The sequence below is a fragment of the Sorangium sp. So ce363 genome (assembly GCF_051520435.1).
In the GTDB taxonomy this organism is placed as follows: Bacteria; Myxococcota_A; Polyangia; order Polyangiales; family Polyangiaceae; genus Sorangium; species Sorangium cellulosum_B.
The window spans coordinates 12,174,967-12,199,828 of sequence record NZ_CP150333.1; the positions used below are offsets into that span (position 1 = coordinate 12,174,967).

The 24,862-nt window shown below is 70.0% G+C and carries 14 protein-coding genes; 6 read left to right on the top strand and 8 right to left on the bottom strand.

The features are described 5' to 3' along the window. The first annotated feature begins 21 nt into the window (after nucleotides 1–21). The gene (locus WMF12_RS45735; RefSeq protein WP_437855136.1) at nucleotides 22–1,104 is read left to right on the top strand and encodes a formylglycine-generating enzyme family protein; all 1,083 of its coding nucleotides are present in this window, start codon (nucleotides 22–24) and stop codon (nucleotides 1,102–1,104) included. A gap of 421 nt (nucleotides 1,105–1,525) precedes the next feature. Here WMF12_RS45735 and WMF12_RS45740 read toward each other — a convergent pair whose 3' ends face one another. Both WMF12_RS45740 and WMF12_RS45745 read right to left on the bottom strand, forming a co-directional pair. Continuing rightward, entirely contained in the window at nucleotides 1,526–7,192 is a 5,667-nt protein-coding gene (locus tag WMF12_RS45740; RefSeq protein WP_437855138.1) for an AAA family ATPase, read from the bottom strand. 905 nt (nucleotides 7,193–8,097) lie between these two features. Then, nucleotides 8,098–8,970, bottom strand: a complete 873-nt coding sequence (locus tag WMF12_RS45745; RefSeq protein ID WP_437855141.1) for an NAD(P)-dependent oxidoreductase — start codon at nucleotides 8,968–8,970, stop codon at nucleotides 8,098–8,100. 321 nt (nucleotides 8,971–9,291) lie between these two features. Here WMF12_RS45745 and WMF12_RS45750 point away from each other — a divergent pair, with 321 nt between their 5' ends. Beyond that, a complete protein-coding gene (locus WMF12_RS45750) occupies nucleotides 9,292–9,996 on the top strand; it encodes a helix-turn-helix domain-containing protein (RefSeq protein WP_437855144.1) in 705 nt (234 codons plus the stop codon). A gap of 100 nt (nucleotides 9,997–10,096) precedes the next feature. Here WMF12_RS45750 and WMF12_RS45755 read toward each other — a convergent pair whose 3' ends face one another. The 3 genes from WMF12_RS45755 to WMF12_RS45765 form a co-directional block, all read right to left on the bottom strand. Then, nucleotides 10,097–10,492 (bottom strand): DUF779 domain-containing protein, encoded by a 396-nt coding sequence (locus tag WMF12_RS45755; protein WP_437855146.1) that lies wholly within the window; start codon nucleotides 10,490–10,492, stop codon nucleotides 10,097–10,099. Continuing rightward, nucleotides 10,492–12,012 (bottom strand): aldehyde dehydrogenase, encoded by a 1,521-nt coding sequence (gene adh / locus WMF12_RS45760; protein ID WP_437855148.1) that lies wholly within the window; start codon nucleotides 12,010–12,012, stop codon nucleotides 10,492–10,494. The genes WMF12_RS45755 and adh overlap by 1 nt, the downstream gene beginning before the upstream one ends. Before the next feature lie 399 nt (nucleotides 12,013–12,411). After that, nucleotides 12,412–15,633, bottom strand: a complete 3,222-nt coding sequence (locus WMF12_RS45765; protein ID WP_437855150.1) for an esterase-like activity of phytase family protein — start codon at nucleotides 15,631–15,633, stop codon at nucleotides 12,412–12,414. Between the two features lie 210 nt (nucleotides 15,634–15,843). On the opposite strand from WMF12_RS45765, the gene WMF12_RS45770 reads away from it, so the two are divergent. The 3 genes from WMF12_RS45770 to WMF12_RS45780 all read left to right on the top strand — a co-directional run bounded on the left by WMF12_RS45770 (nucleotide 15,844) and on the right by WMF12_RS45780 (nucleotide 20,121). Next, complete coding sequence (locus WMF12_RS45770) at nucleotides 15,844–17,571, top strand: helix-hairpin-helix domain-containing protein (RefSeq protein ID WP_437855153.1); 1,728 nt, start codon at nucleotides 15,844–15,846, stop codon at nucleotides 17,569–17,571. A gap of 197 nt (nucleotides 17,572–17,768) precedes the next feature. After that, a complete protein-coding gene (locus tag WMF12_RS45775) occupies nucleotides 17,769–19,163 on the top strand; it encodes a pyridoxal-phosphate dependent enzyme (RefSeq protein WP_437873959.1) in 1,395 nt (464 codons plus the stop codon). Between the two features lie 67 nt (nucleotides 19,164–19,230). After that, on the top strand, nucleotides 19,231–20,121 hold the full coding sequence (locus tag WMF12_RS45780) for a cyclase family protein (protein WP_437855155.1): 891 nt from the start codon (nucleotides 19,231–19,233) through the stop codon (nucleotides 20,119–20,121). 124 nt (nucleotides 20,122–20,245) lie between these two features. Here the strand turns inward: WMF12_RS45780 and WMF12_RS45785 are convergent, their stop codons facing one another. The 3 genes from WMF12_RS45785 to WMF12_RS45795 form a co-directional block, all read right to left on the bottom strand. Next, a complete protein-coding gene (locus WMF12_RS45785; protein ID WP_437855158.1) occupies nucleotides 20,246–21,097 on the bottom strand; it encodes a hypothetical protein in 852 nt (283 codons plus the stop codon). A gap of 624 nt (nucleotides 21,098–21,721) precedes the next feature. Further along, nucleotides 21,722–22,135, bottom strand: a complete 414-nt coding sequence (locus tag WMF12_RS45790) for a hypothetical protein (RefSeq protein ID WP_437855160.1) — start codon at nucleotides 22,133–22,135, stop codon at nucleotides 21,722–21,724. A 446-nt stretch (nucleotides 22,136–22,581) separates the two neighbouring features. Next, nucleotides 22,582–22,794, bottom strand: a complete 213-nt coding sequence (locus WMF12_RS45795) for a hypothetical protein (protein WP_437855162.1) — start codon at nucleotides 22,792–22,794, stop codon at nucleotides 22,582–22,584. A 466-nt stretch (nucleotides 22,795–23,260) separates the two neighbouring features. On the opposite strand from WMF12_RS45795, the gene WMF12_RS45800 reads away from it, so the two are divergent. Further along, complete coding sequence (locus WMF12_RS45800) at nucleotides 23,261–24,727, top strand: hypothetical protein (protein WP_437855164.1); 1,467 nt, start codon at nucleotides 23,261–23,263, stop codon at nucleotides 24,725–24,727. Nucleotides 24,728–24,862: the final 135 nt, after the last annotated feature.

A 24,862-nucleotide genomic window follows, 5' to 3' on the forward strand; every position in this document is an offset into this window, starting at 1 on the left:
CGCTCGCACCTAATCGCTCCAATGGCCAGGCGACAGCCTCGACAGCCGCTCGCGGCCCTCCTCGCCCTCTGCTCGCTCGCGGCGATCCTGGGATCGAGCCACGCGTACAGCGGCGGCGCTGCGGAGCAGGACGCGGATGCTTCCGTTCACGCCGGGCGCGACCGCGCGCAGGCGCCTCCGCCGAGCTGCGCCGGCGTCACGCCCGGCGCCGACGACCGCTGCGGCCTCGGTCACGACGACGACTGCTGCGCCAGCCTGCTCGTGCCTGGCGGGACGTTCAACCGGCTCAACGATCCGCGGTATCCCGCGAGCGTGAGCAGCTTCCACCTCGACAAGTACATGGTCACGGTCGGGCGGTTTCGCCGCTACCTGGAAGAGACCGGCGGCCCGACGCAGGCGAGCCCGCCGCCGGCCGGCGCCGGGGCGCACCCCAAGATCCCGGACAGCGGGTGGGACCCGGCCTGGAACACGATGCTCCAGGCGACCACGGCCGAGATGAAGCGGGCGCTCGTCTGCGATCCTTACGGCTGGCCGACGTGGACCGACGCTCCGGCCGCGAACGAGGACAAACCCATCGTGTGCGCGACATGGATCGAGCTGTTCGCGTTCTGCGCGTGGGACGGCGGGCGCCTGCCGACCCAGGCCGAGATGAACTACGCCGCCGCCGGCGGCGATGAGCAACGGCTGTATCCATGGGGCTCTTCCCCCATCACCTCCGACGACGCGGCTTACTGCTGCCAGGGCGAAGGCTCGACGTCGCTGCCCTGCGAGGACGCGTTTCCCCCGTGGAGCCTCATCCACTGCACCACGGACGATCTCGCGCCCGTGGGCTCCTTTCCCAGGGGAGCGGGGCGCTGGGGCCAGCTCGATCTCGCCGGCGAGGCCTACAAGGTCACGCGCGACGCAGCCGACGACGACCGCCCGCTCGTGCCGTGCGCCGATTGCTCCCGGCTGGACAACCACGCTGCCCTGCGCGTCACGCACGGCGGGAGCTTCGTCGCCGCCGGATATCGGCAGACGACGACCTATCGCGCACCCTACGAGACCAATGGCCGCCACTACTATGTATCGGCGATGTGCGCGCGCGACCTGCCAGGGCCGTGAGCCTCCGCGCGGCGCTGCGAACAGCCGCGATGCTGGCGCGGTCGCGAGGAGAGCTCTCGGAGTGACCCACGGCGAGCGGGCGCGCGTCCAGCGCGGAGATGGGTGCGACCCATCTTTTTGTCGGAGGCGCGTGCATCGGAGGCGGGGACCACCCAGCTCCTGTGTGGAGGCGCCAGCGCATCCGGACGAGTTCACGGCGTGTCGCCCGCCCCGGGCGGGGGGCCAGGATGGCGTCGGGCTCCCTCCTGCCTTCAGCGAACGCCTGGCGCTGGGTGGTCGAGCACCGCTGCGGGCGGCACCTCCATGGCCGGGATCAGCATGAAGCGCGGCGCTGCGCTCAACCCCATCGGGACAGAGGTCGGAGCGCTCAGGACCGACGTGGGGCGAGCGCGCTGGCGGCCCTTCCAAACTGAACGGTGGGCTAGGCCGGCGCGGCGCCGCGCTCCTCCGCCTCCGGCGGGCTCAGCGGGAGCTCCACCACGAACGTCGCGCCCGCGCCCGGCTTGCTCTCCACCCGGATGGATCCGCCGTGCGACGCCACGATCGAGCGTGCAATGAAGAGCCCCAGGCCGAGGCCGCCGAAGTTGCGCACCGACACCGCGCGCTCGAAGCGCTCGAAGATCCTGCTCTGATCGGCCTCCGCGATCCCGATCCCCTGATCCCGGACGACCAGCAGCGCGCGATCGGCCTGCCTCCGCACGCCGACGAGAATCGCCCTGCCTGCGCCGTACTTCATCGCGTTCGACAGGAGGTTGATGAGCACCTGCTCCATGCGAGACGGATCCCAGCGCCCGATCACAGGCTCGCCCAGCTCGAGCTGGACGCTGCAGCGGGCGTCGGCGAGCTGCTGGCTCATCCGCTCGACGACCTCGCGCGCCAGGGCCGCCAGATCGACCGGCGCGCGCGCGAGCGTCAGCCGCCCGGCGTTCAGCCGCGTGACGTCGAGCAGCTCGTCGACCAGGTGCACGAGCCGCGCGATCTGGCGATTGAGGACCTGAAGCGCGGCATGGATCCGCTCGGAGGCGAGCTCCGCGTGCTGGTAGCGACGCAAGAGCCGCTCGGCGCGCTGCGCCTGCAGCTGCAGCGAGGTCAGCGGGGTCTTGAGCTCGTGGGAGGCGACGACGAGGAACTCATCCCTCCGCGCGATGGCCTCCTGGGCCTCGGCGAACAGGCGGGCGTTGTCGAGGGCGAGCGCCGCACGGTACCCGAGCTCCTCGGCCAGCCGCAGGTCGGCAGGGTCGTAACGGCGCCCGGGCACGGTCGCCAGCAGGGTCATGGCTCCGAAGCACCGGTCGCGCGCGAGGAGAGGAACCCGGAGGAAGGCGTGAATGCCGAGCTGCCCGAGCAGGGGCGCGGCGCGGATGTCGCCCACCACGGGCCGTTCCGGCGACGCCGCCGCCAGGGGCCGCAGCGCGTCCATCACGGCGTCGGCCCGCTCGGCGGGCACGCCTGCGGAGACGGCGTGTCCCGGGGCGCCGCGGGCGAGGTCCACGTCGATGACGCACTGGTCGGCCAGCTCGGGCACCGCGAGCTCTGCCACGCTCTCGAGGGTCGCGTTGTAGCCGAGGGCCATCAGCTTGCGGCTCGCCCCGGCCAGGAAGCGCTCGGCCTGTTCGGTGGCCTTGAGCGCCTGCTCCGCTCGCCGCCGCTCGGCGTTCTCCTGCTCCAGCTCGGAATAGAGCGTGGCGTTTTCCAGCGAGATCGCCGACTGCGAGGCGAGCAGCTCGATGACGCTGAGCCGGCCGGGGGTGAAGGCGCCAGTGACGAGGTTGTTCTCCAGGTAGAGCAGGCCGATGAGCTGGGCCTCGCGCATGATCGGGACGCACAGCACCGATCTCGGGCGCTTGCGCCGGAAATACTCGTCCTCCATGAAGGGGTGCCGGGCGGCGGCGTCGTCGAGCAGCACGCGCTCGTGGCTCCGGCGGACGTAGTTGAGGACGGCCTCTGGCAGCGCGGCGGAAGGCGCCTCGTCCGCGCCGAGCAGCCGCACCGCGCCCTCCGGCGTCTCGATCGCCGCAGCCCACGGGCGATCCTCCCGGACCAGCAGGACGCACCCCTTCTCGGCGCCCGCGTGCTCGACCACGATGCGAAGCAGCATCTCGAGCAGGCGAGGGAGCTTGAGCTCGCCGGAGATGCTCTGCGAGGCCTTCACCACCGGCAGGACGTCGAACTGCTCGGCTCGCACGGCGAAGGTGACGGTGGGGGCGATCGGCTTGCGCGGGGCGAGGTGGGGATAGCGCTGATCGAGCTGCTCCACCTTGGCGTGAGCGCCCCACGTGAAGTAGCCGGCCCGGGCCTTTTGCAGGTAGCTGTCGGCGGGCGTCGCGAGGCCGCGCGCGCGGTAGAACGCCGCGGCGAGCTCGCAGGCGATGGCCTCGTGCTGGACGAAGCCGCCCTCCCGCGCCGCCGCGATGGCCTGCTCGTAGAGCCCGATGGCCTCCAGGTCCTGGCCGCGGAGCCGGGCGATCTCGGCGCGGACCAGGGCGTGCTTGTGGAGGAAGTTGTCGGGGCCGTTCCTGGCCCACTCGCCGAGCTGTCGCTCGCACTCGAGGAGCTGCTCGGGGAGCGCACGCAGCGGGGAATCCCGCTCCGCGTGCGGCGCGTCGGCGAGCGCCGCGAGCGAGAGCGCGAGATAGTAGAAGTCCTCGGCGATGAGCGCGTAGGGCTCGCTCCTGAAGGGGTTCTCGACCATCACGCAGGTCGCCGCCGCGGACGCCTCCCTGGGAGAGCCGAGCACGAAGAGCACCTGGGCCTTCAAGCCATAATAGACGCTGCGAATGCGCTGCAGACTCCCCTCCTCCAGCCGCGCCTCGAAGGCTGGCGGATCCAGCTCGGACCCGTCCAGCATCGAGAAGAGGATCGGCCTCCCCCGCAGCGTCTGGATCATGGCGTGGGCGCCGAGGAGGGCGCTGTGCACCAACGCGTGACCGGCCCTGCGCGCGACGCCGAGGCGCTCTTCGACCTCGCGGAGCACGTCCTCCAGCGGCTCGCCGGCGAGCAGCGGGAACAGCGCGGACCAGAGGCAATTGAAGCACGCCATGTTCAGATCACCGGCCTCGACCGCGGCGCTGAAGCCGGCGCGCGCGTACGGAGCTGCCTCTCGGTAGTGGCGTGTCCAGAACACGACATGCTGTCCGAAGGCCGTGAACACCACCGATTTCGTGGTGAGGAGACCGCTCCTGTCTGCCAGGTCGCAGCCGAGCTTGCCGAACCGATAGGCCTCCTGGTATCGCCCGAACCTCGGGCCGATCACCCTCGCGAAGGCGGCGAGCGCGTACGCGGAGCTCTCGGTTTTGCCGTGGCGCAGGCTGAGCTGGACCATGCGCAGGACGATGAGAAAGTGCAGGTTCGGGTTCACGAAGAGCGCAGGGAGGGACAGCCCCTGCAGCACGCCCATCGTGAGCTTCATCTCCGGGTGCGTCATGGGGGGCAGATGGATCAGGTCCTCGATCGCCCGATCGCCCAGGGCCTGCCAGACGCCCTCGGTCTCCTCGTCGATCTGTGCGTCGGTGGGCTGGAGCGGCAGCTCGATGTCGCAGGCGCGGAGCCACGCGAGCCCGATCTCCAGCGCGCGGTTGCATCGCCCGCGGGTCTGGTAGAAGGCGAGGGCGAGCTCGACGGCGGCGGCCGTCTCGCGCCGGGTCCGCGCGCGCTCCATGAGCTCTTGCAGGAGCCGCTCGGCCTCGTCGATGCCGCCGGTGATGTACGCGGCGCGCGCGCGCTCGAGCGTCAGGTCGTAGGTCAGCTCGTGCTGCGTCTCCCAAGAGTCCGGCGCGAGCAGGGCGAGGCCCGCGGCGAAGAGCGCGGCGGCGGACTGGAAGGCCGCGGCGGCCTTGGCCTTCCTGCCGGCGCGGAGGTTCAGCGCGGCGACCTCGTCCCGCTCCGCCTGGGAGTGGATGAGCGCGGCGCCGCGGTCGAGGTGGCCGACGACGTCGAAGAGCGCCTCGTCGCGCTCGTCCGCGCGCTGCGCCCTGAGGAGCAGCCGCCCGATCCGGAGGTGCATCTCGGTGAGCCGTCCCTCCGGGATGAGCGAATAAGCGGCCTGCTGCACCCGGTCATGGAGGAATCGATAGGCCGAGCCCCGGCGGAGCAGCAGCCCCTCGCCCACGGCCTCCTCGAGCGCGTCGCGGAGCTCCGCCGCTGGACGGCTCGCGACGATCGCGAGGGCGTCGAGGTCCAGGCTGCTGCCGAGGCAAGCGGCGAGCGTGAGCGCGTCCCGCGTTGGGACCGAGAGCCGCTTCAGCTTGGCCGCCATGAGCTCGACGACGTTGTCGGCGAACCCCTTGTCGCGGATCGCGGCGATGTCCCACCGCCATGCCCTCTCGTCTGCGTCAAAGGCGATAATCCCCTCCTGGTGCAGCGCGATCAGGAGCTGGAACACGAAGAACGGGTTGCCGCCGGTCATCTCGTAGACGAGCCGCGAGAGCGGCTCGACCTGCTCTTCGGGCGCGTGGATCGCCTCGGCGACGAGCGCCCCGACGTGGGCGGCCGAGAGCGGATCGAGCGCGAGCTCGGAGACGACGGCGCCGCGCTTCCGCGCCTCGGCCAGCGTGAGCCGCAGCGGGTGCGCAGGGCCGACCTCGTTGTCGCGGTAGGCGCCGATCAGCAGCAGGTGCTCGGACCCGGCGTAGGTGGCGAGCTGTTCGAGCAGGAGGAGGCTGGCCGCGTCGGCCCACTGCAGATCGTCGAGGAAGAGCGCCACGGGGTGTTCCTTCCGGGCGCACGCCGCGACGAAGCGCTGGAGCGTCGCGAGCAGCCGGCCCTGGGCCTCGGCGGGCGGGAGCTCGGGCACGGGCGGCTGGGGGCCGAGGAGCAGCTCGAGCTCGGGGAGCACGTCGGCGAGCAGCCTCCCATTTGGGCCGAGGGCCTCCCGGAAGCGCTGTCTCCAGCGCTCGACCTGCTCCTCGCTCGCGCCCAGGATCTCCTGCAAAAGCGCCCGGAACGCCTGAAGGAAAGCACGGTAGGGGAGGTCCCTCGCGGTTTGATCGAACTTGCCGGAGAGGAAGAACCCCCGCTCCCTCACGATCGGCCGGTGCAGCTCGGCGACGAGCGACGACTTGCCGATGCCCGAGTACCCCGACACGAGGACGAGCTCTGGCCGGCCCTCTGCCACCACCCGCTCGAACACGGCGAGGAGCGCCGCCACCTCGCGCTCCCGCCCGTACAGCCGCTGCGGGATCTGGAACCGGTCCGAGACGTCGCGCGCACCGAGCGCGAAGGGCGGAATGGCGCCGCTCGTCCGCCACCTCGCGAAGGCCTCGTCCAGATCGTGCCACAGGCCGGCCGCGCTCTGGTAACGCTCCTCGGCGGCCTTGGAGAGCAGCTTGAGCACGGCCTGCGACACGAGCGGAGGAATCGAAGGGACGAGCGCGTGCGGCGGGACCGGCTTCTGCGCGATATGGCAATAGACCCACTCAACAGGATCGCTGGCCTGGAACGGCAGGGTGCCCGTCAGCATCTCGTAGAGGACGACGCCCAGGGAGTAGAGATCGGTCCGCTGGTCGATCCAGCGGTTCATCCGGCCCGTCTGCTCCGGGGCCATGTACGCGAGCGTCCCCTCGATGAGCCCGACGTGCTCGAGGTGCTGGAGCTCGCGGGGTATCCAGGACGCAATCCCCAGGTCGGTGATCTTCACCTGGCCGGTGGCGGGGTGGAGGAGCAGGTTCTGGGGCTTGATGTCCTTGTGGACGACGCCGTGTCGATGCAGCCCGGCGATCGCCTCGACCAGGCGGACGGCGAGGGGGAAGAAGCGCTCGAGCGATATCGGCCCATCGATGAGCCGATCGAGCGACACGCCGCCGAAATCCTCCAGCACCAGCGCCGGCTGATCGCCGAGCACCTCGAGCGCATAGGGCTTGACGACGGCCGCGGCCTCGAGCGCCCGGGCGATCTCGTATTCGTGACGCAGTCGCTCGCGGGCATGGGGGCTCGCGTGATCGCGCCGGAGGACCTTGAGCACCACGGGATGGCCGTCGCGCTCGCGTACACCTCGGTAAAGAAGGGTGTCTGACCCCTCGCAGAGGACCTCGATGATGGCGTAACGGGACGACGCCCCGGGATCGGAGCAGATGGGAATGGTGGTGTCCACAGGAGCCTGCTACGGGAATGTGCGACGCATGCTGCCATGATCGGCGCGCATGGCCACCGCTTTGAGCGGCGAGGCGCCGGACATCAACCGTCCTCCTCCGCGAACCCCCAGCGCGCGCTGCGCCCCGCCCGGGGGCCATCCTGTTGATGACATCATGGCAGGACCTGCTCCACACGCTGGCTCGCGAACGCCGTCGCCGTCCACCGCCCGACCGATCTCTCGTGCAGCAGCGCGCGGCAGCGCTCGATCGTCGCCTTCGTGGACGGTGCCCCGTCCATCGCCCGGAGGTGCTGGCCGACCTCCGGCGCTCGCGCCGGGGGAGCGCCCGTTCCGCGACGCCATGTCGCACAACCAGAGCGGCGGCGCTCGCACCTAAGGGCTCAAATGGCCACGCGACCGCCTCGACCGCTGCGGCCGCGAACGAGGACAAACCCATCGTGTGCGCGACATGGCTCGAGCTGTTCGCGTTTTGCGCGTGGGACGGCGGGCGCCTGCCGACCCAGTGCCGTGCGCCGATTGCTCCCGGCTAGACAACCACGCTGCCCTGCGCGTCACGCACGGCGGGAGCTTCGTCGCCGCCGGATACCGGCAGACGACGACCTACCGCGCACCCTACGAGACCAGTGGTCGCCACTACTATGGTTCGGCGATGTGCGCGCGCGACCTGCCAGGGCCGTGAGCCTCCGCGCGGCCCTCGCCGGCAGCGTCGCGGAGGGCTTACGTTCCTATTTCAAGGCAGTGCTAGCAAAGATCGAGGCGATGCATTCGAGGCTGCTGGTGAGCAGCTCGATCTGTTCAGGGGGGTATGGCGGCAGACGATGCCCAAGTTGCCGATGAAGCTGCAATGGTGCTTGAGATGGATCCGGAGCTCGCTCCTCTGCCCGCGTGCGCGCGGCTCGCCACCTTCAAGCGCTCTCGCGAAACACCTTGATGAGCGCGGCTGACGACTCCGCCCCGTGGCCCGCGGCAACTCCCTTCCTGAAGAGCGCCGCGGCGAACGCCGGGAGCTCGGCGTTGATCCGCGCTTCCCGCGCGTGCCGCTGGATGAGCTCGACGGCCTGCGCGCAGATCTCCAGCGTGGCCTCCTCTGCCTCGTACGCTCCGGACTGGATGGAGTCCGCGTCGTGCTTGACCATCCCACCGATGGCCGGAGCGACGACGGCGGCCATGGCCCCGAAGTCGGCCACGCGGATCCCTTCGGCCTCGCAGATGCGGGCGCCGTGGTAGAAGCCGAGGAGCCCCGCGAACAGGTGCGACAGGAACGCCAGGTCCATGGCCGCTGCCCAGCCGACCTTCTCCCCGAGGTAGCTCACGGCCCCGGCCGTGCTCTCGAGCAGCGGCTTGCTCTTCTCGTAAGCCGAGCCCGAGCCCGAGACGAGGATGCTGCTCTCCGGCTTCCCCATCTGGCTCGGGGTGGCCAGGATGGCGCCGTCGAGGTAGTCGATGCCGCGCTGCTTCGCCCACGCTTCGAGGGTACGCGCGTCCTCGGGGCTGCCCGTGCTGAGCTGGACGAGCACCTTGCCGGCGAGGGAGGAGACCACGTCGCGCCCCTCCAGCACGCCGTACGTCGCGCGGTAGTCGGTGATGCAGGTGATCACGATCTCGCTCGCCTGCGCCGCTGCGGCCGCGCTCGGGGCCAGCACCGCTCCCTCCGCGACGAGCGGCGCGGCCTTCGCGATCGAGCGGTTCCAGACGGTGACGCGAGAGCCGCTGCGGAGCAATTCCCGAGCGAGCGCGGTGCCCATGAGACCCAGACCGATGACCGTGACTTCACGCATGTGAGCTCCTTCGTTTGCGGCCCGTCTGCCGATGACGGGCGCCCCTTCGTGCCCGCCAAGGTGGGGGCCTGCGACCCGGGCCGTCGCGCACGATCGGACGCCCGGAGAGCACGTTCGGACGGCGGCGAGCGCGGAGCCGCCCCGTGGCGCGCCGCTCGGCGGCGGTGGATACTGGCGGGGATGCAGGTCATCGGACAGACCCGAGCTCCCATCCGACTGGAGCCGCCCGCGGGCGCGCCGCGCCCATACGTCGGGGTACATGTCGGCGTTCACTCGACCCAGCCTGGCGTGATCGCGCTCGAGGCCTCGCAGGATCATCGGGTGAAGATCCATGCGGGCGCGCCGGTACGCGGGGCCTGCCGCGCCGATCGGTTCGTCTACACGCGCGGCGACGTGGACCTGATCCCCGCCGGAGCCTCGGACGTCTGGCAGGAGGACGACGCGGGCACCTCGCTCATCCTGTCGCTGTCCCCTTCGCTGCTGCGCCGGGTCGCAGCGGACATAGGGCTCGATCCCGACAAAGCCGGCCTGGAGCCGCGCCACCAGATCAAGGACCCGCAGATCGAGCACATCGCCTGGGCGCTCGACGCCGAGCGCAGGGCCGGCGATCCGACCGGGCTTCTCTACAGGGAGAGCCTCGGCGTCGCGCTCGCCGCGCACCTGCTCGGCCGTTACAAGGCGCCGGGCCGCCTGCGGCGAGGGTTGTCTGCGCCGCAGCTACGGCGCGTGACGGCGTACATCGAGGAGCACCTCGATCACGACCTGTCGCTCGATCGGCTGGCCGGCGTCGCCGGGGTCAGCGCGTCCCACCTCAAGACGCTGTTCAAGCGGTCGACCGGCGTGCCGGTGCACGAGTACGTGATCCAGCGCCGGGTGGAGCGCGCGAAGGCGCTGCTCCTGCGCGGCGACCTGCCCGCCAGCCAGGTGGCGATCGAAGCCGGGTTCGCGCACCAGAGCCACATGGCGAGGTGCATGCGCCGCGTCCTCGGCGTGACGCCGGCAAAGGTGGCGGCCAGCGCGCGCTGACGTGGGGATGCAGTGGTACCAGTACAGCCCTTGGCGATAGAGAGAGTGCCTTCGCCTCTCGCGGGGCGGCTCTGTGCGCTGTTCGTGCGTGATGCCGCGCTCAGCCTTGTGGACCGCGCTTGACGCCGACGGCGTCGAGCGCGCAGAGTTCGTCTCCGCCGAAGACGTTGGAGCGCGTGAGGAAGCGCATCCCCTCCGGCGACTCGATCGAGAAGCCGGCCCCGCGGCCCGGGACGGCGTCGATCACGAGCTGCGTGTGTCTCCACAGCTCGAACTGCGCGCCGCCGATGTACACGGGGCAGCCCTCGATCTCGCCGAGCAGCACGTCCCGCTCGCCGACCTTGAACTCGCCACGCGGATAACACATCGGGGCGCTGCCGTCGCAGCAGCCCCCCGACTGGTGGAACATCAGCGGGCCGTGGCGCGCGGCGAGCCGCCGGATGAGGGCAGCGGCCGCCTCCGTGGCCACGACGCGCGGCGGGGCCGGGGCTTCCATCAGAAGAACCCCAGCGCCTTCGGGCTGTAGCTGACGAGCAGGCTCTTCGTCTGCTGGTAATGCGAGAGCATCATCTTGTGCGTCTCGCGCCCGATGCCCGACTGCTTGTACCCGCCGAACGCCGCGTGGGCCGGATAGAGATGGTAGCAGTTCGTCCACACGCGGCCCGCCTGGATCGCGCGGCCCATGCGATACGCCCGGTTGATGTCGCGGGTCCACACGCCCGCGCCGAGGCCGTACAGCGTGTCGTTCGCGATCGACAGCGCCTCCTCCTCGTCCTTGAACTTCGTCACGCTCACGACCGGACCGAAGATCTCCTCCTGGAAGACGCGCATCCGGTTCGTGCCCTCGAAGATCGTCGGCGCGACGTAATACCCGTGGTCGAGATCACCGCCGAGCCGGACGCGCTCGCCGCCGATCAGACACTTCGCTCCCTCCTTCTTGCCGATGTCGATGTAGGAAAGGATCTTCTCGAGCTGATCATTCGAGGCCTGCGCGCCGATCATCGTCGCCGGATCGAGCGGGTCGCCCTGCTTGATCCTCCTCGTCCGCTCCACGGCGCGCTCGAGGAACTGGCCGTAGATCTTCTCGCTCACGAGCGCGCGCGAGGGGCAGGTGCAGACCTCGCCCTGGTTCAGGGCGAACATGGCGAACCCTTCGAGCACCTTGTCGGCGAAATCGTCGTTCTCCGCAAAGACGTCCTCGAAGAAGACGTTCGGCGACTTGCCGCCGAGCTCCAGCGTGACCGGGATCAGGTTCTCGGAGGCATATTGCATGATGAGCCGGCCCGTCGTGGTCTCGCCGGTGAAGGCGACCTTCGCGATGCGCGGGCTCGACGCGAGGGGTTTGCCGGCCTCGAAGCCGAAGCCGTTCACGATGTTCACCACGCCCGGCGGGAGGAGATCGCCGACGAGCTCGGCCCAGAGCAGGATCGTGGCCGGCGTCTGCTCGGCGGGCTTGAGGACCACACAGTTGCCGGCGGCGAGCGCGGGCGCGAGCTTCCATGCGGCCATGAGCAGCGGGAAGTTCCAGGGGATGATCTGCCCGACGACGCCGAGCGGCTCGGAGAAATGGTAGGCGACGGTGGTGTCGTCGAGCTGGCCGAGCGTGCCCTCGGCGCCACGGATGCAGCTCGCGAAATAGCGGAAATGATCGATGGCGAGCGGCAGGTCGGCGGCGAGCGTCTCGCGCACGGGTTTGCCGTTCTCCCAGGTCTCGGCGACTGCGAGCTTCTCTACGTTCTGCTCCATCCGGTCGGCGATCTTGTTCAGGATGCTCGCGCGCTCGGCCGGCGAGGTTCGACCCCAGGCGGCGCGCGCGGCGTGCGCGGCGTCGAGCGCCTTGTCGATGTCCTCGGCGAAGGAGCGCGGGATCTCGCAGAAGGGCCGGCCGGTCACGGGGGAGATGTCCTCGAAATGCTCCCCCTTCACCGGGGCGACCCACTCACCGCCGATGTAGTTGCCGTAGCGCGACTTGAACGAGACCTTGGAGCCCTCTTGGTTGGGCGGCACGTAGACCATCGCGATTCCCTCCTCGCGTCGTTCTCGCCCCCCGACGTGTCCCCCCGCGGGCCGCCTCGGAGGCGAGCGAGGAGCAAACTCGATGGGATACTCCCTGTCAAGGGCGGCCCCTGCGGTAGAGCGTCGGGGGTGTCGGAGCTTCTGTCCAAGGACCGATCCTCGACGAGGCGCGCAAGAGCCGTCTCGACCTGTACCAGCGCGCCGAGCGGACGAAGACCGTCGCGATCCTCCGCGAGCTGAGCTCGGGTCGGGCCATCTCGGCGTTCCCGGTCGATGCCTATCGCGACTGCGGGAGGTCGGGCCGGAGAGCGAGCGGCAATGACGCCAAGAAACCAGCAAAATAAATAGGAGAGGAAATGCGGGGACAGCCCTGAGCAGCGCCGGCGCCGCGATCCGCCCTCAGGGGCAGCCGTTGGCCGCGCCCGGGGTCGCCGGCGCGGGCGCGATGAACGCGCCCGTCCCGTTGGGGCAGCGGCTCGCCGTATCGACGTGGCCTGTCCAGCTGTGCTCGTCGATCACGACGCCGCCAGGCGTGTACAGGATGGCCGAGTCCCCTGAGCCGAGCCCGAAGGTGAGCCTGAGCGGCTCCCCGCTGCTCTCTCCGCGGATCAGCAGGTATCCCCCCGCAGGCACCACCGTGCCCGCGGGCAGCACGAGCTCGTGCGATGGATCGCTGTCCGTGAGCCGATAGCCGCCGACATCGACATTCGATGCGCCACGGTTGTGGAGCTCGACGAAGTCCTCGCCGGCCGAGCGCACCTCGTTGATGACCAGGGTCTCTCCACCTGGATCGCCCGGCTCCTCGGGATCGCCTGGCTCCTCCGGCTCCCCGTCTCCGCCCTGGACGCCCAGCATCGACGCGTCGAGACGGACGAAGAAGCTCATCGCCTCGCCGCCGTCGTTGTCGTTCGTGACCCACAGGCCGCCGGCGCCGAGCGCCAGCCCCTCGATCTTCTCCTGATCGAAGCGGAACGGGTGCTCCAGGAGATCGCAGGCGAGCGCCTTGTCCACCGGATCCACGATGTCGTTCGGTGTGCCGCTCGACAGCGCGAAGGTGCGGATCGTCTTGTTCCCCGCCTCGCCTGCCCAGCCCTGATCGCGCTCGACCACCGCGAACGTGTCGCCGCCCACGTGAATGAGCTCGCTCAGGAACGTGTTGCCACGGGGTCCGCCGGGGTTCGCGTCGAGCGGGTAGAAATACCAGCTCCAGGCTCCTGTATCGACGTCGTACTCGCCGATGCGGGTGTTCTGGCCCTCCGTCGTGAGCCCGCGCTGCATGGCCACATAGACCTTGAGGCCGCCTGAAGCAGACGGCGCGCCGTCGACCACGGCGATGCCCTCGAAGCCGTTGGCGCGCACCGTCGACCAGTCGATCGCGTTCGCGTCGCCGCCGCACGGGAGGTCAACGATGCCTCCGTCGCCGTAGCCGGGGTCGAGCTGGCCGCGCTCGTTGAAAAACAGGAGTCGATTGCTGAGCACCGAGCCCACGCAGCTCGCGCTGCCGCCGTTGCCGGCGAACCCCTCGCTGGCGAGGACATAACCGCCCTCGGGGTTCACCGAGATGCCCTCGGGATCGTAGCCCAGGAGCTCGGCGCCGGCGCTGTCCTTCAGGATCAGCTCCCGGACGAGCTGCATCCGCCGCTCCCCGTGATCGGGCCAGAACGACCAGATGCGCTGGCGCGCGAAGGCGTTGTCGGGCGTCGCGAGCAGGAAGCCGGTGGCCGGCTCGTACGCGAGGGCGCCGAGCGCGCCAAAGCCCAGGCCTCCCGAGCGGGCATCGTAGACGTCGGGGCCGTGGCCGACCTCGGCCGGATCCGTGACCGAGCGATACAGCCAGATGCCGCCGCCCACGCCGTCGTCGCCCTCGCCGCTGACCGCCACGAGGTTGCGCGACGGGATCGCGACCGCGCCCTCGGGCCGCATCGGGGCGCCGAGCAGCTGCTTCAGCACCGGCGCCGCGGGGGCGCTCACGTCGACGACGAGCAGCGTCGCGTTGCGCTCGCCCAGCAAGAAGGCGTAGTCGGTGCCGCCGAACACCCCGGTCGCGCAGCCCTCGAGCTCGATGCCCCGGTCGCCCGAGCGCCCTTCCGGGTAGGCGCCGGCGCGCGCCGCGAGCCGCTCGACGGCGTCGCCGCTGTCATAGACGCGGGCGCCGTCGAGGTCGAAGACCGAGAATCCCCGGCCGCCCGACCACAGGCCGGCGGCTGTCGCCTCGTTCGGTGTGTCTCCCTCGTTGGCCGTCACGAAGTGCCGGCCATCCGCGAGCAGACACACCGAGTCCGGCTCGAGCAGCCCGGTGAAGCCCGAGCTCGCGAGCTCGATCTCGCCGTTCGACGCGAGATCGGCGCGAGCGTGCGTGGACGTGCCGGCCTCGATATAACGGGTGACCGTCGCGGAGGCGATGTCGATGACCGCGATGAGGTTGTTCTCCTGAAGCGACACGATCGCTGTCTTGCTGTCTTTGGTGATGTCGACGTACTCCGGCTGCGGATCGCCCGGGATGTTGCCGACTCCGGGCGCGAGCGCGATCGTGGCCACGGTCGACGCCGAGGGGTTGCCCTCATCGATGGTGACGATCTGGACGCTTCCGGGGCGCGCCTGGGCGACCGCGTTGTCATCGGCGTTCTCCTCGTCCTCGATGGCGACCACCACCCGGGCGCCGTCCGGCGTGATCTTGAGGCTGTCCGGGCCGACGCCGACCGCCACCGAGCCGGCGATCGCCCGGGTCGCCAGGTCGATGAAGACCAGGGCGCCGGGATCGGCGTTGTGGATCGGATCCGTCGTGTCCTTCACCGCCGCGATCGCATACCGGCCATCCGGCGTGATCGCGACCGTGGTGGCCTCACCGTTGCCATTGCTCACCGCGCCGGCGATGTCGACCGTGCCGAGGAGCGCGGGGCTCCTCGGGTCGGAGATGTCCACGAACCCCACGGTGTGCGTGACGCTGCTCGTGTAAGCCAGCACGTTGCCGTCCGGAGAGGCGGCCACGATCTCGGCGATTGGCCCGCCGGGGGCCGTGTATTTGGCCACGAGCTGGAACCCCGCGACGCCGCGCCCGCCGTCCTCGCCGTGGCAGACATAGGCGGTGTCGGAGATCTCGCCTTCATCGAGCACGCCATCGTCGTCGGCGTCGAGCCCGCTGGTCACCTTCTGCCCGCCATTCGCGCAGTTCGGTCCGCTCGGCTCGGGCGCGATGTCGATGAGCACCTGCTGGGCGTCGTCGCCATCAGCGCCGTCGTTGCCATCGGCGCCGTCAGCGCCGTCAGCGCCGTCCTCGCCGTCAGCGCCGTCCTCGCCGTCAGTGCCGTTGGCGCCATTGGCGCCGTCGTCGCCAGGCTCGCCCTTGGGACCATCCGCTCCCGCCTTGCCGTCGAGCCCGTTGCACACGTAGGTGGTCGCCTCGACCTCTCCCTCATCGATCTGGCCGTTGTCGTTGAGGTCGCGGCCGGAGTCGACCCGGGTGCCGCCGTTCTCGCAGCGATCGCCGGCCGGCTCGTCGCTGAAGCCCAGGATGGCGCCGCCCCTCTGGCCACCGCCCGGTACCTCGCTTCCATCGTCGGAACACCCCGAAAGCGCCAGCGCCGCGGCGCCGAGGCCGATCCAGGTAAGACTGCGCAGCATCACGTCACGTTCTCCTTGCTGAAGCCGCCCACAGTGCCCGAGGCGATCGCTGGCGACGCGACAGCTGCTTGAAAATTTTATTGCAAATACATGTACTTCGGTGCTCCCGGCCGGGAGCGGCCGCCGGTGGCGCTGTGGCAAACTGCCCCGCTGCACGGGGCCTTGCGGCATGAACTCCGGCGGCCCGCGAGTGCTAGAGTTGCGCCATCCATGCTCGACAAGCTCGACATCGCCCGCGCCCTCCGCGAGACGGGCACGCTCCTCCTGATCAAGGGGGAGAACCCGTTCAGAGCGCGCGCTTACGAGACGGGGGCCGAGGCGCTGGAGCAGCTCACGGACGACCTCGGCGCGCTCGTCCGGGGCAAGAAGCTCACCGGCATCAAGGGCATCGGCCCGGCGCTCGCCGCCCAGATTGCCGAGCTCTACCAGACGGGGCGCTCCGGGCAGCTCGAGGAGCTCCGCGCCGAGCTCCCCAGCGGCGTGCTGGAGCTCGCCCAGGTGCCGGGCATGAGCCTCAAGCGGATGAAGGCGCTCCACGAGGCGCTCGGCATCGGCAGCGTGGAGGAGCTGAAGCGGGCCTGTCTCGCCGGGAAGGTCCGGGCGGTGAAGGGCTTCGGGGCAAAGACCGAGGCGAGCCTGCTCGAGGGGATAGCCCGCTACGAGGCGCGCGACGAGCGCGTCCTGCTCGTCGACGCGCTCGAGGCGGCCGAGCCGCTCCTCGCCCACGTGCGCGGCTGCGAGGCGACCGAGCAGGCCGATCTCGCGGGCTCGATCCGGCGCTGGGAAGAGACGGTGACGGCCATCGACCTCGTGGCCGCGGCGGACGACGCCGCGCAGGTGATCGACTGCTTCGTCCGGTCCCCGCAGGTCGCCGAGGTCGAGGAGCGCGGCGACGCGCGTTGCAGGGTGAGGCTCTCGGGCGGCCTGCGCGGCGAGCTCCTCTGCGTGCCGCCCCGGGACTACGCGGCCGCGCTTCACCACCGGACGGGGGCGCCCGACTACCTCTCGGCGCTCGGCGCGCTCGCGCGCGAGCTGGGGCTCACGCTCGACGAGAGAGGGCTCTCGCGGGGCAAGAAACGCCTCTCCGTGAAGACGGAAGAGGATCTCTACGAGCACCTCGGCGTCCCGTACATCGCGCCCGAGCTCCGCGAGAGCGCGGAGGACATCGTCGCTGCCGTGGAGCGCGCCGCGCGGGCGGGCCGCGCGGGCGAGCTCGTCGAGGAGGGCGATATCCAGGGGATGGTGCACTGCCACACGGTGTACTCGGACGGCAAGAACACGATCGAGGAGATGGCCCTGGAGGCCGAGGCGATGGGGATGAAATACATCACCATCACCGATCACTCGCCCGCCGCCCATTACGCGAACGGCGTCGGCCTCGACCGGCTGAAGCAGCAGTGGGACGAGATCGCCCGCGTCCAGGAGCGCGTGAGCGTGAAGCTCCTCCGAGGCACCGAGTCGGATATCCTCGAGTCGGGGAGGCTCGATTATCCGGACGCGATCCTGGAGCAGCTCGACGTGGTCATCGCGAGCATCCACTCGCGCATGAAGATGGACGCGGACCAGATGACGCGCAGGCTCGTCAGCGCCATGCGGCTGCCGGTCTTCAAGATCTGGGGGCACGCGCTCGGCCGGCTCATCCAGCGGCGCGAGCCGTTCGCGTGCCGCGTCGAGGAGGTACTCGACGCCGTGGCCGAGTCGAGGGCGGCCGTCGAGGTGAACGGGGACCCGTACCGCCTCGACATGGAGCCCCGGTGGATCAAGGAGGCGCGCAAGCGCGGTATCCGCTTCGTGATCTCGACGGACGCACACTCGACGAGCGCGCTCCACAACCTGCGGTTCGGCGTGGGGACCGCGCGGCGAGGCGGCCTCCGCCGGGGCGAGGTGCTGAACGCGCTCGGCCCGGCCGCGTTCCAGAAGGCGGTCCGGCCCGCCTGATCGCGTCCCTGATCGCGCCTCTGAGCGTGGCAGCGTGCGGCCCGGACGCCGCAAAGGCCGCTTCGGTCCAGAGGTCGGCCGTCCGCGGCAACCCCGCGCGGCCCACGCCACCCACGCGACGCGCGTGACGCGCGCGTCATCGCTGGCAGCACCTCGACAGACGGTGCGCGTCGTGTGACCGTTGAGCTGTCATGCCAATGCCCCTGCCGACCCCTGCGCCCGCAGAGAACATCGTCGCTCTCATCGGGCACACCCCGATGATCCAGGTGACTCAGCTCGACGCCGGCCCGTGCGAGCTCTTCCTCAAGATGGAGAGCCAGAACCCGGGCGGCAGCATCAAGGATCGCATCGGCCTGTCGATGATCGAGGCGGCCGAGCGCGCCGGCCAGCTCGGGGGCGAGCGGCGCCACGTGGTCGAGGCGACGGCGGGCAACACCGGGCTCGGCCTGGCGCTCGTCGCGGCGCAGAAGGGCTACCGGCTCACGCTCGTGATCCCGGACAAGATGAGCCAGGAGAAGGTGTTCCACCTGAAGGCGCTCGGCGCGCAGGTGGTGATGACGCGCTCCGACGTCGAGAAGGGCCACCCGAGCTATTACCAGGACCTGGCCGCCCGCATCGCGCGCGAGGAGGGCGCGTTCTACGTGAACCAGTTCGAGAACCCGGCGAACGCGCTCGCCCACGAGACCGGGACCGGCCCCGAGATCGACGCGCAGCTCGATCGAAGGATCGACGCGATGGTGTGCGGCGTCGGCTCCGGCGGCACCATGACAGGGCTCTCGCGCTACTTCGCCAAGGCGCAGCCGCGCTGCGAGATGGTGCTCGCCGATCCGGAGGGCTCGGTGCTGGCGGGCTACGTCAAGACCGGCAAGCTCGGCAAGGCGGGCTCATGGCTCGTGGAGGGCATCGGCGAGGACTTCCTCCCCTCGATCCTCGACCTCTCCCGCGTCAAGCTCGCTTATACGATCTCCGACCGGGAGAGCCTGGAGACGGCGCGGCTGCTGCTCTCCAGGACGGGCATCCTCGCCGGCTCGTCGTCCGGGACGCTGCTCGCGGCGGCCCTGCGTTATTGCCGCGAGCAGTCGTCGCCGAAGCGCGTCTGCACCCTCGTCTGCGACAGCGGCAACAAGTACCTGTCGAAGATGTACAACGATTTCTGGATGGCCGATCAGGGCTTCACCGACCGCGCGCCGACAGGGGATCTGCGCGACGTGATCACGCGCCGCCACGCCGACAGGGCGGTGGTCACGGTGCAGCGGTCGGACGCGCTCCTCGTGGCCTATGCGAGGATGAAGCTCTACGACGTGTCGCAGCTGCCCGTCCTGGAGGACGGCAAGATCATCGGCATCCTGGACGAGTCCGACCTCCTCCTCGCGGCCGTCGACGACGTGACGCGCTTCCGCCAGTCGGTCGAGGCCGCGATGACGACGCGGCTCCGGACGGTCGACGTGCGGACGCCGATCCGGGAGCTCCTTCCGATGTTCGACGCCGGGCTCGTGCCGATCGTGACCGATGGTGACGAGTTCGTCGGGCTGGTCACCCGCATCGACCTGATCAACTACCTGCGACGCCGGGTGAAGCTGCACGAGGTGTGAGCCGGCCCGGCGCGAGGGCCCGGCCTCCACCTTGTGGCGGCAGTGGGCTTGTGGTGACATGTGCGCCATGCAAAAGGTGCAGGGAACCGGCGTGGTCAGCTTCTTTCATGCGGGCGTCAGGGGGGCCGCGGCGTACACGCTGTGCTCGGCGGCGTTCGCCCTCTCGGCGTGCGCGCCCGCTGCGGCGTCGCCGCCCGCCGCGGCGCCGCCGTCCGCGCCGCAGGCCGCGCCCGCGGTCCTCGACATCGCCGCGGCGCGGGTGGTCGATCTGACGCACCCGATCACGCCGGAGATGCCGCTGTATCCTGGCAGCAAGCCGTATGCATCGGAGACGGTCCGCACCGTCGAGAAGGACTCGTACTACCTCAACCGGTTCTCGATGGACGAGCACGCGGGCACGCACGTGGACGCGCCGGCGCACTTCAAGGCCGGAACGCCGACGGTCGAGCAGATCGCGCCGGAGCAGCTCGTGGGGCCGGCGGCGGTCGTGGACGTGACGGCGAAGGTCGCGGCGAGCCCCGACCACCAGGTCACCGTGGACGATCTCCGGGGCTGGGAGGCGCGGCACGGGGCGCTCGGCGCGAGGCACATCGTGCTGATCCGGACGGGGTGGGGGGCCCGCTGGTCCGAGCCGGCGAAGTTCCTGAACCAGGACGCGAAGGGCGTGATGCACTTTCCCGGGGTCTCCGTGGAGGCGAGCCGCTACCTGAGCGAGCGCGGCGTGCGGTGCGTGGGCATCGACACGCTGTCGACCGATCCGGGGCCGAGCCAGACGTTCGATCAGCACAAGGCGTTCCTCGGCGCGGGCGGCTACCACATCGAGAACCTGGCCAACCTGGAGCAGCTCCCCGAGGCCGGGGCGGTCGTGGTGGTGGCGCCGCTCCCGCTCTCGCGCGGCAGCGGCGCGCCCGCCCGGGTGCTGGCGCTGGTGCCGGCCGCCGGCAAGCCGTCGAGGTAGCGCGGTGCTGGAGCCGCGTCGCTCTGGTTCGTCGCTGATCGCGTGTTAGGGAGTGCTGAGCTGCCCGGTCCCCATGGACGCTGAACCAGGGACTGAACGGCGCACGAGCTGGAGCCGCGGCGCGCTAGCGAAGAAAGACGGTGATCACACGGGAGGTCGACTCCTGGCTGCCGGTGAGGTTGTTGACGCAGCTCGGGTAGTACATGCCGTTCGTGTTGAGCGCCTCGCAGTAGGAGGCGCACGACCCGCGGATGCTGATCATCCCGCATTGCTGGACGGCCCCGCCGCTGGTGAGGTGACCGGCGGCGCACTCCCGCATAAGCGACCGTACATAGCTGCGATTGGCCTCGTCGTAGCAGGCGTTCAGGTAAGGAGAGGGGACAAACAGATTGCCCCAGAAGGCGCCTTCCAGACGCGTGTAGGCCGTGAGCTCGGGGGTACCGGCCTTGTCGAGGGCCGAGGGAGTGCCCCGCGAGGAGATCGTCACGGAGACGCCGTACCAGTTCGTCCGCGACGCGAGGCACGCCGAGATCCACTGCTGGTTGTATAGGTCGAGCGCCTTGGTGCTCCAGTCCGGAACGAGGCCGATGATTCCCCAGTATACCTCGTTGTGCACCTTGCCCGAGCCATCGATCCACGAGAAGCTGAACGACTGCGACGGGAGGAACGCACAGCCGACCACATAGTTGAGGAGCTGGCGCGAGAGATCACCCGCCGCCCCCGGATCCCGGATCGCGCTCAGGGCCGCCGAGCTCAATGCGTTGGGGTTGAGGGCGTTGGCGCTGAGGGCGCTGGGGTTGAGGGCGTTGGGGTTGAGGGCATTGGGGTTGAGAGCATTGGGGTTGAGGGCGTTGACGAACTCGAGGGCGCTAGGGGCAACTCCTACGGAGCCCTCCTCCTCTTCCTGCGCTGAGATGCAGCCCACCAAAAGGGCGAGCGAAAGCGCTACGAAACCAGCGATGCTGATCCGGTACATCGTCGTTCCCCCCCCGGGGTTCGTCCCTTCGTGCCCTCGTCGAAGATCGAATTCAGGTGTACCGATGAATAGGCATCATGTCCAGTGCGAAGTGATTGATTTGTGTAAAGTTCGTAAATCGAGAATTCGTGTTGCTCTGTCCACGGCGTGAGGGACGAGTGGATTGTTGGCGTCGGCCACGATGCGGCTCTTCCATGTGGGCAGAACTGCGAGCGCCGCGGGCAGCTTGGACCAGCTGACCGCAGCGAGGACGAGAGCCGTCGCCGCGGCCTCTTGCTGCGTACCCGTGTTGATCGGGGGGACGAGGCGTTCCCGCGAGGCCGGGCCCCGGTTTTCGGCGATCGCCGCAGGGATCTTGGCGCGCAGGCGGGGAGGAAGAAAAATGGTAAGCGTTCACGGGTCGGATCAACAAACGCAACGATTCCGTACACTTGCAAGGCCGAGCGGGCTTATGAGGCCAATGGTTGACGGGCTCGCAAGTGCCCGAAATTGCTCAGGAACGCGATCCGACCCGTGAACGGTTACGAAAAATGAATCTCTCGCTCTTGCCGTCTCTCGCTCCCCGCCTCCCCGCCTCCCTGTGAAACTCCTGCTTTCTCTCGTGGTTTCAACCCGTTTGTCGCTCTAGGGAAGGAAGACGGTGATCACCTTGGTGGTCGAGTCCACATTGCTGTCGAGGTCGGTGGCGCAGCTCGGGTAGTACATGCCGCGCTGCTTGAGCGGCTCGCAGGCGCTGTCGCACGATCCGACGATGTTGATCATCCCGCACGGCTGGGCGGTCCCGCTGCTGCTGAGATGACCGGCAGCGCAGTCCCGGCACAGCGATCGCGCATGGTCACGGTTGACCTCGTTGTAGCAGGTGTTCAGGTAAGGGTTGAGAGCATTGGGGTTGAGGGCATTGGGGTTGAGCGCGTTGACGAACTCGAGCGCGCTAGGGGCAACTCCTACGACGCTCTCGTCCTCTTCCTGAACTGCGATGCAGCCTACCAAGGACGCGAGCGAGAGCGCTGCGAACGCAGCGATGCCGATCCGGTACATCGTCGGCCCCCGGGTTCGTCCCTTCGTGGCCTTGGCGAAGAGCGGCCTGGGTGTACCGATGACTAGCCATCATGTCCAGTGCTCAACAGGCGATTTGTGAAGAATTCTCAAGTCGTTGGGGTCAGGGCTGCTCTGTCCACGGCGTGCAGGATGAGCGCATGGCCGCGTGTCGCGTTCGTCGCGCTCCGTCTGAGACCCAGTGAGGAGCGGTGGATGATCGAAATCTCACACGGCATGAAGGCTCGACAGAACGACGGCGAGCGGCCTATGAGTCGTTCCCATTTGCAGTGTGGTGATGGTTGCGTGCTCGGAGCCGGGGGCAATGGCGTGGGGCACACCGATGACGACCGCGTCGCCGAGCGCTTCGATCGGCGTTGTCAGGGGAGGGCGTGCACGGGGGGGGGCCGAGCGGGCGGTGGTCGAGCTGCTCGGGTCTGCGGCCGGGATCACCCGGGGCCGATCTCGCCCTCGCCGCGCGGGCCCTGCGCCGGAGGCGGCGAGGTTGGTTCCGGGGAAGGCTGCGCGCCCTGCGCCGGCGGCGCGGAGGCCGGGGCCGTCGTGGTGGTCGCGCCGCTGCCGCTCGCGCGCGGCAGCGGCGCGACCGTCCGGGTGCTGGCGCTGGTGCCGGCCTCCGGCGAGCCGGCGAGATAGCACGGCACCAGCACCGCGTTGCGTCAGCGCGGAGGACGTGGCCGAGTTCATCCGAGCATGCGCAGGTCGACATCAACGCACTTACATGGACGTCCAATCCGGAACGGAAGTTGACGGCCGCTGCTTGCGACAGCCTGCAGCACTGCTGGCTGTCCCCAGCAACCGACCCCCCTTCGCGCTCGTGACACCCGGTCGATTCGCACCTTCAGAACCGTTGATTCCACGCCGAAGACGCGCGGGCCTGCAGTGCGTTCCCCGCGGGCCAGACGCGCAGCGCCGACGGCACGCAGCCTGCTAGTAGGTCAGGACAGCAGGCGCGCAGCGCGAAGCCTGCTTCCTGTCGGCACTGGCCGGCGACCACCTCCGCAAATCGCGTCGTGATCACGTCGTGATCGCGTCGCAGGGGTTCGTCGGCTCGTCCGAACGACATGGCGCCAGCGGCGCGGAGCGTACACCGCAAACACAGGAGTGAGCATGAGAACGATCTCTTCGAAGTGCAGCGTGTTGGCCTTGGTGATTGGCGTCTCGATGGCCTTGGGATGTTCTTCCGGTTCCGGTGGCTCGTCCTCGGACGGCGATCCGCAGACCGGAGACGGCGCGCTCGCGATCGTCAACGGACACGTGACCGACGAGGGCGCCGGGTCTCACGACCACAGCCTCGCCGGCGAGAGCACCGTCGCGAGCACGAAGACGGTCCGCGTCTCTCATCTGCTCGAGAGCGGAGCACTCGAGTCGCTGGCAGAGACCACGATCGACGCGGAGGGGGCCTTCTCCGCGGAGGTCCCGGTGGACGCGAAGCCGCTCATCGTGCAGGCCCTCGACGGCTCGGGCCAGGTGATCGGCTCCGCGTTCCTCGATGCGGCAGGGAGCGCCGCGGGCGAGATCGCCGTCGCGGCGCCGATCTCGACCGAGAGCTCGGTCGAGGCGCTCGTGCTCATCGATCTCGCCGCCAGCGTCGCGGTGGACGCCACCGTGGCGACGGACGTGCGCGCGCTCGTCGACGCGGAGCTCGCCGCCGCGGTCGCGGCCGCGGCGTCGGCCGGCGCCGAGACCAAGGCGGTCGTGAAGGCGATCGCGGGGGCGACCCTGGGGGCGCACCACGCGGAGCTGCGCGCGCTCGCAGCCGCGGGCGCGGACATCGACGCGGACGCGCTCGCCAGCGCGGAGCTGGAGGCCGCCCAGACCCTGAACGCGGCGCTGGACGGCGAGGTCCCCGCCGGTGAGGCGACCGCTCAGTTCCTCGCGGAGGTCGACGCCGCGCTGGACGCCGCAGGAGCCACCGCCGACGTGCGCGCCCAGGCGCAGGCCGCGGCCAGCATGACCTTCCGCGCCGCGCTCAGCGCTGCGCTCGACGCGTCCGCGGATGCAGAGGTGGTCCTCTTCGCCTGCGCCCACGCCGCCGCACAGCTGGAGGCGCGCGCGACCGCGCAGGCGACCACGGAGATCGCCAAGCTGAGCGGCGCCGCGCAGGCCACCATCGACGCGATCGCGGACGCCGGCGCCAAGCTGAAGGCGGACGTGGCCGCAGCAGCCAGCGTGGACGCGATCACGACCGCGCGCGCCGACTTCGTCGCGAGCCTCTCGGGCGAGGCGCAGGCCGAGGCCGACGGTGCGCTCGGCCTCCTGGTGGGCGCCACGGCCGACGCCGAGGCGGCGCTGCGGACGGTCCTTGATGCCACGGTCGACCTCAACGCGCAGCTCGACGCCGACCTGAAGGCCGCGCTCTCGGCCTACCTCGACGCCGAGGCGGACGCCGGCGCGAGCGCGTCGGCTAGCCTCGACGCCGAGCTGGACGGCATCGTCGAGGCCTACACGAAGTTCGCGGCGGGGGTCGAGGCGCTCGCGCCGACGCTCACCGCGGCGGCCGCCAGCGACGCGCAGGCGGAGGCGGTGACCCAGGTCCTCTGCTCCGCACAGACCATGTTCCGCACGCCGATGTGATCCGAGGTCGCTGCGGCCGGGTTCGACAGCGAACATGGGAGGGCGAACCGGGGAACTCCTCCCCGCCCTCCTCCCGGTTCGATGCGGTGTCATGAACCCTTGCCGGGCCGCCTGGCACGTCGGTGCCAGGGATGG

What these genes read in the sequence shown, in the direction of transcription:
- WMF12_RS45800 (WP_437855164.1), top strand. Translation starts at nt 23,261, where the DNA reads ATGAGAACGATCTCTTCGAAGTGCAGCGTGTTGGCCTTGGTGATTGGC.
- WMF12_RS45775 (WP_437873959.1), top strand. Translation starts at nt 17,769, where the DNA reads ATGCCCCTGCCGACCCCTGCGCCCGCAGAGAACATCGTCGCTCTCATC.
- WMF12_RS45755 (WP_437855146.1), bottom strand. Translation starts at nt 10,492, where the DNA reads ATGGAAGCCCCGGCCCCGCCGCGCGTCGTGGCCACGGAGGCGGCCGCT.
- WMF12_RS45745 (WP_437855141.1), bottom strand. Translation starts at nt 8,970, where the DNA reads ATGCGTGAAGTCACGGTCATCGGTCTGGGTCTCATGGGCACCGCGCTC.
- WMF12_RS45790 (WP_437855160.1), bottom strand. Translation starts at nt 22,135, where the DNA reads ATGTACCGGATCGGCATCGCTGCGTTCGCAGCGCTCTCGCTCGCGTCC.
- WMF12_RS45785 (WP_437855158.1), bottom strand. Translation starts at nt 21,097, where the DNA reads ATGTACCGGATCAGCATCGCTGGTTTCGTAGCGCTTTCGCTCGCCCTT.
- WMF12_RS45770 (WP_437855153.1), top strand. Translation starts at nt 15,844, where the DNA reads ATGCTCGACAAGCTCGACATCGCCCGCGCCCTCCGCGAGACGGGCACG.
- WMF12_RS45780 (WP_437855155.1), top strand. Translation starts at nt 19,231, where the DNA reads ATGCAAAAGGTGCAGGGAACCGGCGTGGTCAGCTTCTTTCATGCGGGC.
- adh (WP_437855148.1), bottom strand. Translation starts at nt 12,012, where the DNA reads ATGGTCTACGTGCCGCCCAACCAAGAGGGCTCCAAGGTCTCGTTCAAG.
- WMF12_RS45765 (WP_437855150.1), bottom strand. Translation starts at nt 15,633, where the DNA reads ATGCTGCGCAGTCTTACCTGGATCGGCCTCGGCGCCGCGGCGCTGGCG.
- WMF12_RS45735 (WP_437855136.1), top strand. Translation starts at nt 22, where the DNA reads ATGGCCAGGCGACAGCCTCGACAGCCGCTCGCGGCCCTCCTCGCCCTC.